The sequence below is a fragment of the Legionella pneumophila subsp. pascullei genome, assembly GCF_900637585.1.
Classification (GTDB): Bacteria; Pseudomonadota; Gammaproteobacteria; order Legionellales; family Legionellaceae; genus Legionella; species Legionella pascullei.
This window is the reverse complement of record NZ_LR134380.1, coordinates 2,812,168-2,826,373: the sequence shown is the minus strand read 5'-3', so window position 1 is coordinate 2,826,373 and position 14,206 is coordinate 2,812,168. Positions and strand designations below refer to the sequence as shown.

The window sequence follows — 14,206 nt, the reverse complement described above, 5'->3', positions numbered from 1 at the left end:
CCATTTGCTTTTATTTTCCTGGCCCTTTTATTATTTATAATTTTGTTTATATTCACTATTTTTTGTCTTAAAGATCTTTATATTCAACAAAGTATCGTAATGGATTTAGTTACAAAAAGCACAAAGCTAGACCACATAAAGCAGCTCCTGAATTACAAAGACAGTTTATTGCTGTCTATATACAACTTAAAGAGTAATAGGTCTCGTGATTAGCAAAAATCAAAGATTTTTGCTCAGAAAAATAATAAGTTAAAATCTAAAAAAGTACTTTAAAAGCACTTTTAGCTCATAATCGGCAAGAACTAATAAGAGTAATGGTTCTGGCAACGAAGTCAGGACCATAATCTTATCGAGTTCTAAAATGTTTTTCTCCAAATGACAGCGGATCTTAAGGATTGTTCAGCATGATTATTAGTCGGCTCTATATTTTCATTAAAAATAAAAGAGTTATAATGATTTATTGACCATTTTTGCTATGGAAATTGCTTTCTGTAAAAAGGACTTTCCAGAATCATGACTAGGGCGTTGGGAAAAAGTCTATGAAACCAGGATCCAGAAAACTAGGTTATTGGGAAGAGTTATGTCAATGGGGAAATGATAAAGATCATGGGAATGGTTTAATCGCTGCTGTTGCGAAAATCACTGTTTCTGATTTGGATTTGGATCGTTTAACCAATGCGCTCAGGTTATTACAAATCCAACAGCCATTGCTTAGAGCTAAAGTGATCAAAAGCAATAAACAGTGTCAATTTAATATAGAGGAAGGTGATACTGTTTATTTACCATTTCAAATCATAAACAGGACTTCAAATTCTGTCTGGAAAGAGGTGATTGAATTAGAATTAAATCGACCTCCCCGCAATCAAGATTATCAATGGCGAACAGTTCTTATCCATAACCAACACGGTAATTCTCATGAAATCCTGTTAATCGCAGGGCATAATATTGGAGATGGCGTCTCGGTAGCCTATTTTTTCGATACTCTCTTTAGAATTTACCAGAAAAGTGATTCAAAGCCATCATTCCCTCTCTATCCCCCTGTTGAGGAGCTGGTGCAACACAAAAAAGGGCAAAAATCTTCTCTGCCTCCTGCATTTTTGCCTACTCCGATTTATTACCAAAATTATGTCCCTCCTGGCGAACGAATTACAAAAAATCATTATTACCCTGTTACAGTGAAACAAACTGGAGCGCTTCTGGCTTTCAGTAAAAATCACAACTTTTCTCTGAATGCATTAATTAATGCGCTGTCCTTAATGACATTAACAAAAGTTCTCGATCAACCTTTAGATACAACATTGCACACCCCGGTTAATTTAAGGAAGTGGTGTGAACCTGTGATTCCAGAAGACTATTTTGGTTGTTATGTATCTGTGGTAACTACGTATCATAAACAAGTAAGTATAGAATCAGGTATTTTAGAGCTTGCCAGAGATTACGATCATCAGTTAAAACAAGAGCGATTGCCTGGTGATGCTATATTTCCAGTTCATCACAGTAAGCAGGATATTCTTGATGCCTTGTCATTATGGGAAGGTCATAGGGATCGCTTTTCAATGGGGGTGACCGTAACCAATATTGGTTTGTTACCTTTTAATACTGAATATGGTCATTTGAAATGGGAAAAAAGTTATTTTTGTACATCCCGACAAAATGCAGACATACCTGTTTTACTCAATGTTCTTACTCTTAATGATCAACTCATGCTTTGTTTTACCTTCACAGAACCAATGTGCAGCTCTGTGTTTCAAGAGAATTATGTAAAAAATTTTATATCCAATATGGAGGCGTTAACAGACTGTTAGGTCACCGCCTCTTTGCTATCCATATCCGAGTTTCTCGATTCAGTAGTCAATCGGCTAAAATGCCATGAGAAAAAGAGGGCTCCAATTCCTGAACCTATTAATCCCAGTGGAAGAGCGTCAAGATTCCTTATCAACAAATAGCCGGTTAGAATAGTTAAAAGAGATGGGCCAATTAAACGTATGGTGTTCATAAAAGCCATAACTATGCCTGCATTTTGCTTAAAGTCCGTCAGAGCGATGGATATCGTTGGAGCAGCACTGACACTAATTCCCAAGTTAGCAATTAATGAAAATGACAATGCTAACAGACTAAATCCAAATAATTTGGAAGTAATCAACATCGCTGTGCCACCAAGAATAATGAACCAGTTCCCCAAATAGATGGTGGTTATAATGGGTAATCGGTCACGAAGCCAAATACCCAGATAGTTTCCAAAAATAATATTTAAACCATTCAGAATAAAAATAAGTCCATAGGCAAGAGGAGAGTAATTGAGTACCTCGATAATGAGGTAAGAGGAGTTGATTACAGTGAGCATGACAGCAGATATACCAAACATTAAAATAAATGACGCGCACCATAGAGAAGGTATATTGAGTATGGATTTATACTCATTGAGTATTTTTTTTACCGAGAACTGCTCTTGGGGAGGTGTCCAGAAAGGGGATTCTAATAAGGAGAGTTTGGTTTGTATCAATAGAATACAGGATACAACTGCCATTACTATAAAATTAGCTTGCCAGCCAAAATGATGAAAGATAAGAGCACCAATTACAGGAGCAACAATCGGTGAAACGGAAACGGTCATGGAAATATAGGACAGCACTTTGGCACGAACAATCGTGTCTTCAAAATCACGTGCTGCAGAATAGGCAATGAGATTGGCACAGCACAAGGCGAATCCTTGTATGGCACGACCACAAATCAGCATGGTGATATTTAGCGCAAAAGCACACATTAAACTGCCAATTAAGGCTAATAAAAGATTTCCAGGGAGTAGGCGTCGGCGTCCAAAATGGTCTATAAGTGGCCCCCATAAGAGATGAGTCATACCATAGACTAACAAATAAATACTTAAGGTTAATTGCCCCATACTTGGGGTGATATTAAAATAATTCGTTATGAAAGGCAGTGATGGTTGATAAAGATCAAACGTAAGCAAAGAAAATGCAGAAAGCAAACCAAGGAATATAATGGAATTATGTGATTTAGGCATATAAGAATCATTCACAAAAAAATTATACGATTGTAACCAAATTCGGCTTGCTTTTGAAAGGAAATATTAAAGCAAGTTGGCAACTGCCAACTTGCTTTACTCAGGAACAGAACGTTTTTCTTCAAAAAAAGTCACCTTCCCTGTTTTAATATCATGAAGGCCCGCTATAATCCCAATTTGTTTATTCTTGACTAATTCATTTAAAATTGGGCTTTGTTCTAAAATATTTTTCACAACATGCAAAGCATTCGCTTTAGCCATGTCATCAATCAGTTTGGGATCCGAGCAATTATCAATGCCCGTGCTTTCCATGCTTGGTTTTACAACAGGTTGGATTTTATTGATAACATCAGTCAAGTGCCCCAATTTGACATCCTTACACGCCCCTGCAACAGCACCGCAGGAAGTATGAGCCAAGACAACTACCAAACGTGCCCCCACTACTTTTGTTGCAAATTCCATACTTCCTAAAATGTCATCGTTGAGAACATTACCCGCAACGCGTAAGGTAAATAGGTCTGCCAATCCTTGATCAAAAAAGAATTCGGGAACACTGCGCGAGTCCATGCAATTCAAGATGACCGCAAAAGGATATTGACCATAAGCTGATTGCTTGGCTTGTTGTAGATAATCTCGTGCTAAAGGTTTATTGCTCAAGAAGCGTTGATTGCCATCTTTTAAACGTTGCAATGCCTGCTTGGGAGTCATTTGTTGCTGTTTTGCCTGGGTCATCGTTTTCCCAAGTATGGGTATTTCCTCTGATGAGGCATAGGCAAAATGGCTTGGGTACCATGTCATATTTAATAAGAAAGTAATTATAAGCAGTTTTTTGGGCATTGGTTAACTCCTTGTTATGTTATTAATTTTCCTAAACTCTTACTTGCGGTTATTGATTACTTCAAATAAATTGTCAATTAATGTATCTGGTGATTGGTCAATAATAATCATGTCTCTATGATTTGGGGGTAAAAAACCTTGGTTAACTGCATGGTCTAAAAATTGCAAAAGATAATCATAATAACCTGAAGCATTAAGTATACAGCAAGGTTTTTTATGGTATCCCAATTGAACCAAAGTAAACATTTCAAAAAACTCATCAAGAGAACCAGAGCCTCCCGGTAGTAGAATGAAACCATCAGAAAATTTGCACATCAATACTTTTCTTTCATACATTGAATTAACAATATGTAATTCCGTTAAGTCATCGTGCGCTTTTTCTGTGTCAACCAGAGATTTTGGTATAATTCCAATAACTTTCGAACCATTTTTTAACATGCGATTCGCTATTATTCCCATCAAACCGCTTTTTGAGCCACCATAAACCAGGGTAATATCACTATTGCTTAGAACATCGGCCAGGTTTTCAGCCGATTGTTTATAGACTTCGGAATAACCTGTGCGAGATCCACAAAAGACAGCGAGTTTGTTAATTTTTTTATTATGGAGCATTTTAAAATTCCATATGCAATGTTTTATTTATAACATGAAATGACGAAATATAGTTTATTTTTAATGAGTTAATGTGTTCACTATCAAAATCTATAGAATCTAATCTAATCTAATCTAATCTAATCTAATCTAATTGCCTCAATGTATGTCATACTTATTCACCTGCGTAAAGACATTGATTTTTAGCATTTTCTTCACAGGCTTGAGTACAATCACCATAATTTGTTTTTTCGCACTTGGCGATGCATTGATTATAAAATTTTTGAGCGCAGAGTTCCTGATCAGATTGTTGATCTTCTATGTCTACTTCCGGGATATCTCCTGCTAAAACGGAAGAAAAAAATAATATTGATCCAATAAATACGAGGAATTTGCTCATGATCTCGTTTTCCCTGGTTTATTTAATCCAAAATAGATTAAATATTATACTATTAAATATAATAGGACTTGCGCAAAACTCCAAGGTCAAGGCAAAAAATGTTTTTAATGAGGGAGTTTATATAAACTGAATTAATTTTAATAAAGTTGCTATTCAATCTAGGGATGACTTAGATAATACATTCTAAATTTACTGATAAAAAGTGATATCCGCTTATAATATGCTTAATTCGTTAAACTTCAATTCTTCTTGGCAGGAAGGCTTTGGAATGGTTTTTTTATCTTGAGGTGAAAACCACAGTAATGCGCATTTGTCCTTGTATTTAACGTAGTTTGCTTTATCAATTTTGCTCAGATACTTTTTATTCCCATAGGCATTGTAATTATTTTCAGTAGATGCGGCTTTTTCAAATTTTTTTTGGAAATGGTTTAATTTGTCAGCCAAAAATAGAGCCTCTTTCGAATTATCCCATGGTGATGTCAAAGTTTGAGTAATTATATTAGGGCAGGTAAAGGTTTCGTCAAATGAATCAAAAAGTATACTCCATAAACTCAATGATTCGTATTGCCCGTGAATTTGTGAGATTGTTTTAATAAATTCGCAGAGGTTATTGGCATGAAGTTTTAATTGTCCGGCCTTTCTTGCTTCTTCCAAAAGAAAAAATTGAATCGAGTGTGCCCATTTGCCATGCTTTGGCCCTGCTCCAATATCGGCAGATAAATAACCCTGTTTTAGAAGGACATTATTAAATAAATCAGCAGTTAATTCACCACATAAAACTGGAGTGTGATTAGGGTAATGAAAATTGTGACTGGTTTCAAAAGGTATCTGTTCATTTGATTTGGTTCCCTGGTTAAAATGATTTTTACTTCCCCAGTCATCAAAAAATTGCATTAATGTTTTTTTCTCAGGTTGATTAAATTGATAATATTGCGTCACCAGTTTTTTTAGACCTTGTAAAACCAGCTCTTCATTACAAAAGAATTGGCATATCGACTTGGCATCTTCTTTCAAGGATTTTTCTAATCCTTCATATCCCAAAGAATCGAGGTGTTCCTCATAATTATTGGTATCTGTTTCTCCATTTCGAATAAGTTCTATTGTCATAGTAATGCCTCCAGATGCTGTATGAAATATTGCCAAAATACCAATTTGAGAGTTGCGCAGGGGGTGAATTCCTTTTTTTTTTTTGAACTAAAGGATTATTAATTAATCATAAATCGATGATAAAAGAAAGGATTGTTTTGTAATTTTCAATATCATTTCAATTATAAAGAGTTATTTTATAGCGATTAAATTGCGGTCTGTTCATTTCGTGATAAAATTAAGTATCCAACATTAGGGGTGCCAATTGATTAGTTGGCTGAGAGGATTGCCCAACCCTTTGAACCTGATCTCATTAATCTGAGCGGAGGAAAATGTGTCAATTGTTATTTTTTCTGGAATAGTTGCTTTTATTACCTCGTTTATTGGACTTTTACCGCAAATCGTTAAATCCTTAAAAACCAAATCAACTCAAGACCTTTCCATGATGATGTTAGTGAATTATCTCATTTGTTCGCTGGCTTGGATCATTTATGGAAGCAGCACAAACTCATTTTTTGTAACAAGCTCCAATGTTGTGGGTTTGATAGTAAGTCTTCTGATGATTTTATTAAAAAGACGTTATGATGCTCGATGTAATTAATTTTAAAGACTATCGTTCTATTTTATGTCTTAATGGTGATTTGCCCGCCCCTTCCTTTTTTCATAATAAAAGGCTGCCGGTCATTGCTGCTGATGGTGCCGCTAATGTGTTATGTAACCAGGGTATCTTCCCTGATTTAATTACTGGAGATTTGGACTCTATCCAGCCTGCTTTGTTGGAGAACCATTCTTTTCTTCATTTACCAGACCAAGGGAGTACGGATTATCAAAAGGCTATGGATTATTTAAAAACTAATGATCTATTGCCGGCTATCGTTGTAGGGATAAATGGAGGGTACCTGGATCATATTCTGAATAACATCAATATTTTTATGGAAACAAACTGTCTTTTGTATTCACCTCCAATCAAAGGTTTTGTTGTCAAGGAAAAATTGAAGGTTAATTTCACTTTACCTTTCCAGACTAAAATCTCCTTAATAGGGATTCCAGAAGTTGTCCTTTCTTCTGATGGTCTGAAATGGGAGCTAAAGCGCTCCTCTCTTTCTTTTCCCGGGAAAAATTCCTGTTTCAATCGAACACAAAAATCAGAAATTAGTCTGGAAGTTCATCAAGGTGCCGCACTGGTATTAATTTATGAGGAAGTGATGGAGGATGCTGGAGTTTCATCTTTATCAGGACCTACGAATCCTTCCAATCTCTTTGTTAAAAAATATCTTTAATTCAGTCAGTTAGTTTATATAAACTCCCGCATTAAAAACACTTTTGCTTCCATCTTGGGGGGGTATAGGTCCCGTTTATAATAGACTACTGCTTGCATAACCTGTCTCTTTCATCACGGTCGTCGCTGTCAGATGCATTATCACGTTAATGCTTACATGCTGAAATCCATTTGTCTCCATGCTTCGTACAATATGATTGCTACAGCATTTGATAAATTGAGACTACGATTATTTTCTCTCATGGGAATCCGTATGGTTGAGTATTGGTTCAGGATTTCTTGAGGTAAGCCACAAGATTCCGGGCCAAATAATACCATGTCATCTTCCTTATAATCGATGTCACTATACATCACTTTTCCTTTTGCGCTAGAGCAAAATAACCGTCGTTGCGAATGAGACTGCAGGAAGGTTTGCCAATTCTCATAATGCAATATTGAAGCCCATTGATGATAATCAAGACCGGCTCGTCGCATTTGCTTATTTTCCAAAGTAAAGCCTAATGGGTGAATCAAATGCAATTGTGCTCCGCTATTGGCACAGAGTCGAATGATATTACCAGTATTTGGTGGAATTTCTGGTTGATAAAGCGCAATATGGATCATTTGGTTTTCCAGTAAAACTCTAATTTCCATTTTAATGGATTTATTAAAGATCATGTAAGTCCTGTAAGTAAAAATCAACCAGGGAATTGATATCTCTAATTTTTTGCTCAATAGGCTGTCTGAATTCAACATAGCTACTACAATATTAGTATGCCAGATGAAAGTTTTTGGTGTTTGTTGGGTATGATCATTCTTGAAAAGTTGTTGAATATTGAAAGTTCGGATTAAACTGGGTCAGGAAGTTAAGGATTCATCATGGATAAGAATCATAATACAAAAAAAATTTTATTTAAAAATCGTTTTGTCTTATTGGGATTTGGTTGCGTTGGTCAGGCGTTAATGCCTTTAATCTTTGATAGATTTGATATCAAACCATCACAAGTGACAATCATTGCCGATGAACGGGCAAGAATTGAGGTTGCCCAAAAATATGGAGTTTCATTCAAGTTACAACAGATTACTCCTGATAATTATCTTGAGGTGATTGGTAGTGCTCTGGGAGAAAACGATTTTTTAATTGATGTGTCAATCGGCATATCAAGTCTTGCTTTGATCACACTCTGTAATCAAAAAGGGGCATTGTATATCAATGCAGCAACTGAGCCATGGAAAGAAGAATTTGTCATGGAGAAGCTGGCCCTTAACCGTCGAACCAATTATTCTTTGCGAGAAGAAGTACTTCGCTTAAAGGATAACACCCAAAAAACAGCTTTAATTACTCACGGAGCCAATCCGGGGCTTGTTTCCCATTTTATTAAAGAGGCCTTGTTGAATATTGCAAAGGATAATGGCCTTACCATTGACAGGCCTCAAAAAGCATCAGAATGGGCTAATCTCGCAATGATTTTGGGAATTAAAGTAATTCACGTTGCAGAACAAGACTCTCAAGTAACTTACCCTCCAAAATCACCAGATGAATTCGTTAATACCTGGTCTGCTAACGGTCTGATTTTGGAGGGGCTGCAACCTGCTGAAATCGGGTGGGGTAGTCATGAAGCTCATTGGCCACATGATGCTTATTCTCATAGTAATGGACCTCAATGTGCGATCTATCTGTCTCGCCCCAGCGCTAGTGTAATGGTTCGTTCATGGACTCCAACATTGGGCGCTTTTCACGGATTTTTAATTACTCATGCAGAAACTATTTCACTTACCAATTTTTTAACATTAAAAAATGGATCAGAATTATTGTATAGGCCAACAGTTCACTATGCCTATAATCCTTGTCCGGATGCCAGGCTTTCTATTTTTGAATTAAAAAGTAATGAATGGAAACCACAAAACAAGAATCGCCTGATTTTAAACGAGATCATTGATGGGTGTGATGAATTGGGTGTGTTGTTGATGGGTAATAAAAGAGGGGCATATTGGTATGGTTCAACCCTTTCTATCCAGGAAGCAAGGCAAATTGCTCCCTATAATAATGCAACCAGTTTACAAGTTGTCGCCAGCATGATTTCTGGAATAATCTGGGCAATAGAGCATCCTGATGAGGGTATCGTAGAACCAGAGGAAATTGATCATCAATATATTATTGATATTGCCAAACCGTATCTTGGAAAAGTCGGTGGTTATTACACGGATTGGACCCCTTTAAAAAATAGAGGGGAGCTCTATCCTGAAGAAGTGGACTCATCTGACCCCTGGCAATTTTTCAATATAAGGGTTAATTAAAAGGAAGCAGACCTACTGAATAATCAATCAACTATAAATTATCGCACCAGTCCGATCAATTGGACTGGTGATTCAGTAGCATTGATTATTTTCCATGGTAGGGCAAGAGTCCAGGCTCCAACGGGTGGCATGCAATTCGCATTGGCAACGTTTTCAATAATGTATTTACCTGCTTGTAATAACAGTTGATGCACAGGATAACCTGAGTCTGCAGTATCGGGAGAAAGCGTGTCTATACCAATGCCAGCAATATTTCTTTCAAGCAATAGTTGGGCTGCGTGAGCGCTAATACTCGGAAAAATCAAATTATTGCGATATTTGTTAGGATTAGACCAATGTTTCTCCCACCCGGTATAAAAAAGCACAAACTCATTTTTTTTTAATTTCCTATATCTTGCTTCGAAATCCAGGATATCCTGTGTGCAAATCTGATAATGTTCATCCGCCTGATGACTGACATTAATCAGCACACTTTGTGTGAGCAGATAATTAGAGTGCAGATCAAGATCAGTAATAGAGGCAGCTCCTGGAATACAATGAGCTGGAGCATCCATATGAGTTCCAATCCCCAATGGTGAGTGTATTTGTTGAACTCTGAATTTTATCTCCGTTGTACATTCTTCATAATCAAGAAAATTACTGTGAGTAAATCTACAATCCAGATCCCAGCCAGGAGAATCAGGTGAAACAGGGTGTGTTAATTCGATTATTTGAAAAGGAAATTTCATAGTAATTTGAGCAATCGATGGGTTGTTTCAATTAAATTATCATAAAAGGAATTTGGATCAATGAAACTAATTTTTAATTTGAGCTTTGCACAGCATTGTCAATTTATTGTTTTATTCAAATTTTACAATAATAAATTCCAGTCAGCGTTCAGCATTTGATACAGCTTGTGACATAAAAGAAACATGAGATAAGCTATTTGTTATAAACCAATTTACTAAAGAATATCATTTGAATATGAGTATTATTAAGACAATAAAGAACATCATATATAATCCTAATGTCTACATTGCAGTGGTTTATCGGGGCACTTTTGGGAGGGGTGAGTGGCGGTGCTTCCTGACTATTTTCCGGTGGATTCATTGGTCGCGCGTTTAAAATATGTATGGAATGCCCTAACCAGTTATTTGGTTTTAATATAGGTATTTTTGATCTCAATATGGTTGCCAGGGCTATTATTGGAGTGGTTATAGGGGCTGTTTTTGGCGGGGCGATTACTGGCCTGGTTACCACCTTTCATGTTTACAGAAAACCTCATTTACCTAAAACAGTTTCTCGCAATAAAATACACGAAGTATTAATAAGCTCATTATGGATTAGTATTGAAATATCCTTTGGAATTATTTTAGGTGCCGCTATAGGAAGTTTAAAAGAACCGGGTATTGGGGCAGCGATAGGCGCTCTCATAGGTATTATTCTTATGTTATTAACTACTTTTTGGGAAAATAAAGTCAAGAAGTAACAAGGGGGCTGACTCCATCGCTTTGGAGCCTGACCCTGACTGGATTAATTATTTTGCTTTTTCAATTTTAATTGTTTTTACATTTTTCTTCGCTTCGGTTTTTTTAGGTATTGTTATCCATAACATACCCTTTTTGAAAGAGGCTGTTGCTTTATCCACATCCGCAGATAGCGGTAAGGAAATGGTGCGTTCATATCGCCCATAACTAATTTCACGACTGATATAACTTTTATTTTCATCTTTTTTAGAAGTTGTTTTTTCTCCTTCAATGGTTAATCTGTTTTCACAAAAAGATACTTTAATATCTTCTTCACCCAGACCAGGCATTTCTACTTCTATTTTGAAATTATCTTTATCTTCAACGATATCCAAAGACGGAGTAAGAGAAATATGCTCGAATTGCTCAAGATTGGCACTTCTTTGAGGGTCAAATAAATTATAAAAATCACTCATAGCATGATTGACCTCTTGCTGAAGTCTTAAAAATGGACTCATCAGAAGATCAGTTGTTTTACCTGGTTGATGTTTTCTTAAGCTGCCCATGATGTCACCTCCTTATTCCATAATTTGACGTATCAGTTAGTTGTTAATAACACCTAAAGTAATATTCACCAGCTTATCAATGTAAATATAGTATCTGAGCAAATGATTTTCAATTATTATAAAATTATTTCACAATGATTGAATTTAATTGTTTTTGTCTTTATTTGGTAGGGTTAAATATTGCTTAAACCAATTTTGAGCGAGGCGAGCCACTTCCTTCAAAGTGCCGGGTTCTTCAAATAAATGAGTTGCACCAGGGACTATTTTTAATAGTTTATTACAGTTTAGTTTTGCTAGGGCTTGTCGGTTTAATTCAATTACTACTTCATCACATTCGCCTACAATCAACAGGGTAGGAGCGTTAACCGATGATAAATACGTTCTTGCCAAATCAGGACGTCCTCCTCGGGATACGATCGCTTTGATTTTATCTGGTACTTGAGCCGCTGCAACCAGGGCAGCCCCTCCTCCTGTGCTTGCACCAAAATAACCAATTTGCAAGTGGAAGGATTGAAGCTCATTAAGACACCAGTGAGTTGCTTCTACGAGGCGTGATGCAAGCAGGGGGATATTAAAGCGATATTCACGCGTGTAATTATCGATGTTTTCTTCATCTGGGGTTAATAAATCAAATAATAAGGTAGCCAGACAGGCTTGATTCAAATATTGCGCAACAAATTGGTTGCGGACACTAAATCGACTGCTTCCACTGCCGTGAACAAACAATACTATCCCTTGAGCATTCTCAGGAATATAGAGCAAGCCATTAAGAAAATAATGGCCACTTGGAATTTGGACAGGGTGTTCAAGATTGGTCATTAGAGTGTTCATGATTTGAATATTCCTTACAATCAATCAAACATTCCCCCAATGATTTTAGTTTGTTGTAATCGCTTTTGATAATTATAGCTTTATTTCATAACAATAACCCCAGCTCCTCTATACCTGCCATGCCTTAAATCATCCAGAGCTCGATTAACTTCAATAAGAGGATAGGTTAGAACTTCTGTCTTAACTGGAATTGTAGGAGCGAGGGATAGAAATTCTTCCCCATCTTTGCGAGTCAGGTTGGCAATTGAACAAACAGTGCGTTCACCCCACAGTATTTCATAAGGAAAACTGGGAATATTTGACATATGGATACCAGCACAAACAACAATACCTCCTTTCACAGTATGGCGAAGAGCCAGGGGTACTAATGCACCAACAGGTGCAAAAATTATTGCTGCATCAAGAGGATGAGGTGGTGATTGCGTGGAATCTCCAGCCCAGACTGCGCCTAATCGGTATGCAAATTTTTGAGATTCCTGATCACCTGGGCTTGTAAACGCATAAACTTTTATTCCTTTTTGGCAAGCTACTTGAATCAATATATGTGCTGCTGCTCCAAATCCATATAGACCTAAATGATCCACATTACCAGCTTTTAACATGGCACGATATCCAATTAAACCAGCACAAAATAATGGTGCTGCCTGATGATCCGGGTACCCCTCGGGAATAGGGAAGCAAAAATGGTAATTTGCCACACAGAACTCAGCGAAGCCTCCATCTATTTGATATCCGGTAAAGCAGGCTTGATCACATAAATTTTCCCGACCAGAAGTGCAAAAATTACAGATCCCGCAACTTCCGCCTAACCAAGGGACTCCAACTCGTTGTCCAATCGCAAATTGCTTCACAGAGGAACCAATCTGTTCAACAGTTCCTACAATTTGGTGGCCCGGAATAAGTGGAATTTTGGGATTTTTCAATTCACCATCGACTACATGCAGGTCAGTTCTACAAATCCCACAAGCCGATACTTTAATTAAAAGTTCATTTTCATTTGGATTTGGTTTATTGACTTCCTGATATTGCAATGTACATCCCGGCTTTTCCATTATCATGGCATGCATGGGTATTGATCCTGCTTTTATCCTCTATCTTACAATTATAGTAGGGTGGGTTATACTTATTTAATCTATTCAAAAAATAACAATGTTTGACATAAAAATAGTGGGATTTGTTGACAGGCAGCAAAAAGTTGAAAACAGCAGCGTTCTTAAAGATTAATTTGGCAAAATAGCTTATTTTTTATAAGCTTGCTTTGTGAATTCCAATATTTTTCCAATAGACGATGAATATCATGAATGCGATACGTGCTTTTTTTGCTATTTCACTACCACCATCGGTCCAGGACAATATCTGGAATAATCTGGAGTCATTGAAGCAAATGGCACCAGTTCACTCCATAAGGTGGACAAAACCAATCCATTTGCATATCACTTTGCAATTTTTACAGAAACTGGAAACAGAACACATTCAGTTCTTGACTGAAAGAGTAAGTAATCAACTTAATAATATAAAGCAATTTGATTTGGAGTTGGGGTTTTTGGAGTGGTTTCCTTCTCCCAAAAATCCAAGACTTATTTCCTTATCTGTAGGCCCTCAAGATAGGCTAAGGGATTTGTCTCGAATGATAGGCCAGGTGATAGACGGTTTAAATTATCCTGTAGAAAAACGTCCTTTCAGAGGGCATTTGACTGTAGGTAGAGTCGTGAATTTCAGTTCGAAACTTTACCAGTTATTGCAAATGAAATTTCCTCTCATTCCACCAGTTCCCATAGATAAATTTTTTTTAATTGAAAGTAGGCCTGATAAAAAAGGAAGTAATTATTTTCCCTTGGCACAATTTGATTTAACCCGGTAAAAGAGAATGGC

Annotated in this window: 16 protein-coding genes and 1 riboswitch; of the genes, 6 read left to right on the top strand and 10 right to left on the bottom strand. The window is 36.7% G+C overall.

Annotation, left to right across the window (positions count from 1 at the left end):
- Nucleotides 1–539 precede the first annotated feature (539 nt).
- Nucleotides 540–1,805, top strand: a complete 1,266-nt coding sequence (locus tag EL201_RS12735) for a phthiocerol/phthiodiolone dimycocerosyl transferase family protein (RefSeq protein WP_027222609.1) — start codon at nucleotides 540–542, stop codon at nucleotides 1,803–1,805.
- Here the strand turns inward: EL201_RS12735 and EL201_RS12730 are convergent.
- The 5 genes from EL201_RS12730 to EL201_RS12705 form a co-directional block, all read right to left on the bottom strand.
- Nucleotides 1,802–3,022 carry an MFS transporter gene (locus EL201_RS12730; RefSeq protein ID WP_027222608.1) on the bottom strand — a complete coding sequence of 407 codons (1,221 nt, stop codon included), beginning with the start codon at nucleotides 3,020–3,022 and terminating at the stop codon, nucleotides 1,802–1,804. The genes EL201_RS12735 and EL201_RS12730 overlap by 4 nt on opposite strands.
- A 96-nt stretch (nucleotides 3,023–3,118) precedes the next feature.
- Nucleotides 3,119–3,859 carry a carbonic anhydrase gene (locus EL201_RS12725; RefSeq protein ID WP_027222607.1) on the bottom strand — a complete coding sequence of 247 codons (741 nt, stop codon included), beginning with the start codon at nucleotides 3,857–3,859 and terminating at the stop codon, nucleotides 3,119–3,121.
- Between the two features lie 39 nt (nucleotides 3,860–3,898).
- The gene (locus EL201_RS12720) at nucleotides 3,899–4,471 is read right to left on the bottom strand and encodes an LOG family protein (protein WP_027222606.1); all 573 of its coding nucleotides are present in this window, start codon (nucleotides 4,469–4,471) and stop codon (nucleotides 3,899–3,901) included.
- Nucleotides 4,472–4,625: 154 nt separating this feature from the next.
- Complete coding sequence (locus EL201_RS12715; RefSeq protein ID WP_027222605.1) at nucleotides 4,626–4,850, bottom strand: hypothetical protein; 225 nt, start codon at nucleotides 4,848–4,850, stop codon at nucleotides 4,626–4,628.
- A 213-nt stretch (nucleotides 4,851–5,063) separates the two neighbouring features.
- Complete coding sequence (locus EL201_RS12705) at nucleotides 5,064–5,993, bottom strand: LirA/MavJ family T4SS effector (protein ID WP_080273129.1); 930 nt, start codon at nucleotides 5,991–5,993, stop codon at nucleotides 5,064–5,066.
- A 187-nt stretch (nucleotides 5,994–6,180) separates the two neighbouring features.
- A riboswitch (TPP riboswitch) is annotated at nucleotides 6,181–6,284 on the top strand.
- On the opposite strand from EL201_RS12705, the gene EL201_RS12700 reads away from it, so the two are divergent.
- Both EL201_RS12700 and EL201_RS12695 read left to right on the top strand, forming a co-directional pair.
- Entirely contained in the window at nucleotides 6,271–6,537 is a 267-nt protein-coding gene (locus EL201_RS12700) for a SemiSWEET family sugar transporter (RefSeq protein WP_027222602.1), read from the top strand. (Overlaps the previous riboswitch by 14 nt.)
- Entirely contained in the window at nucleotides 6,521–7,216 is a 696-nt protein-coding gene (locus tag EL201_RS12695; protein WP_050598293.1) for a thiamine diphosphokinase, read from the top strand. Before EL201_RS12700 ends, EL201_RS12695 begins: the two co-directional genes overlap by 17 nt.
- Nucleotides 7,217–7,368: 152 nt before the next feature.
- Here EL201_RS12695 and EL201_RS12690 read toward each other — a convergent pair whose 3' ends face one another.
- Complete coding sequence (locus tag EL201_RS12690) at nucleotides 7,369–7,818, bottom strand: tRNA (cytidine(34)-2'-O)-methyltransferase (protein ID WP_027222601.1); 450 nt, start codon at nucleotides 7,816–7,818, stop codon at nucleotides 7,369–7,371.
- Between the two features lie 255 nt (nucleotides 7,819–8,073).
- On the opposite strand from EL201_RS12690, the gene EL201_RS12685 reads away from it, so the two are divergent.
- Nucleotides 8,074–9,492 carry a homospermidine synthase gene (locus tag EL201_RS12685; RefSeq protein ID WP_050598292.1) on the top strand — a complete coding sequence of 473 codons (1,419 nt, stop codon included), beginning with the start codon at nucleotides 8,074–8,076 and terminating at the stop codon, nucleotides 9,490–9,492.
- A 38-nt stretch (nucleotides 9,493–9,530) separates the two neighbouring features.
- Here EL201_RS12685 and EL201_RS12680 read toward each other — a convergent pair whose 3' ends face one another.
- Nucleotides 9,531–10,220, bottom strand: coding sequence for a cyclase family protein (locus EL201_RS12680; protein WP_027222599.1), 690 nt, complete (start codon nucleotides 10,218–10,220; stop codon nucleotides 9,531–9,533).
- 383 nt (nucleotides 10,221–10,603) lie between these two features.
- Here EL201_RS12680 and EL201_RS12675 point away from each other — a divergent pair, with 383 nt between their 5' ends.
- The gene (locus EL201_RS12675) at nucleotides 10,604–10,960 is read left to right on the top strand and encodes a hypothetical protein (RefSeq protein ID WP_231955072.1); all 357 of its coding nucleotides are present in this window, start codon (nucleotides 10,604–10,606) and stop codon (nucleotides 10,958–10,960) included.
- 48 nt (nucleotides 10,961–11,008) lie between these two features.
- On the opposite strand, the gene EL201_RS12670 is transcribed toward EL201_RS12675, so the two are convergent.
- From EL201_RS12670 to EL201_RS12660, 3 genes are all read right to left on the bottom strand, one after another.
- Nucleotides 11,009–11,503: an Hsp20/alpha crystallin family protein gene (locus EL201_RS12670; RefSeq protein ID WP_027222598.1), complete on the bottom strand. Its 495-nt coding sequence runs from the start codon at nucleotides 11,501–11,503 to the stop codon at nucleotides 11,009–11,011.
- Nucleotides 11,504–11,647: 144 nt separating this feature from the next.
- Complete coding sequence (locus tag EL201_RS12665; protein ID WP_027222597.1) at nucleotides 11,648–12,334, bottom strand: dienelactone hydrolase family protein; 687 nt, start codon at nucleotides 12,332–12,334, stop codon at nucleotides 11,648–11,650.
- Nucleotides 12,335–12,414: 80 nt separating this feature from the next.
- Entirely contained in the window at nucleotides 12,415–13,401 is a 987-nt protein-coding gene (locus tag EL201_RS12660; protein ID WP_027222596.1) for a zinc-dependent alcohol dehydrogenase family protein, read from the bottom strand.
- Between the two features lie 230 nt (nucleotides 13,402–13,631).
- Here EL201_RS12660 and thpR point away from each other — a divergent pair, with 230 nt between their 5' ends.
- Complete coding sequence (thpR, locus tag EL201_RS12655; protein WP_027222595.1) at nucleotides 13,632–14,195, top strand: RNA 2',3'-cyclic phosphodiesterase; 564 nt, start codon at nucleotides 13,632–13,634, stop codon at nucleotides 14,193–14,195.
- Nucleotides 14,196–14,206: the final 11 nt, after the last annotated feature.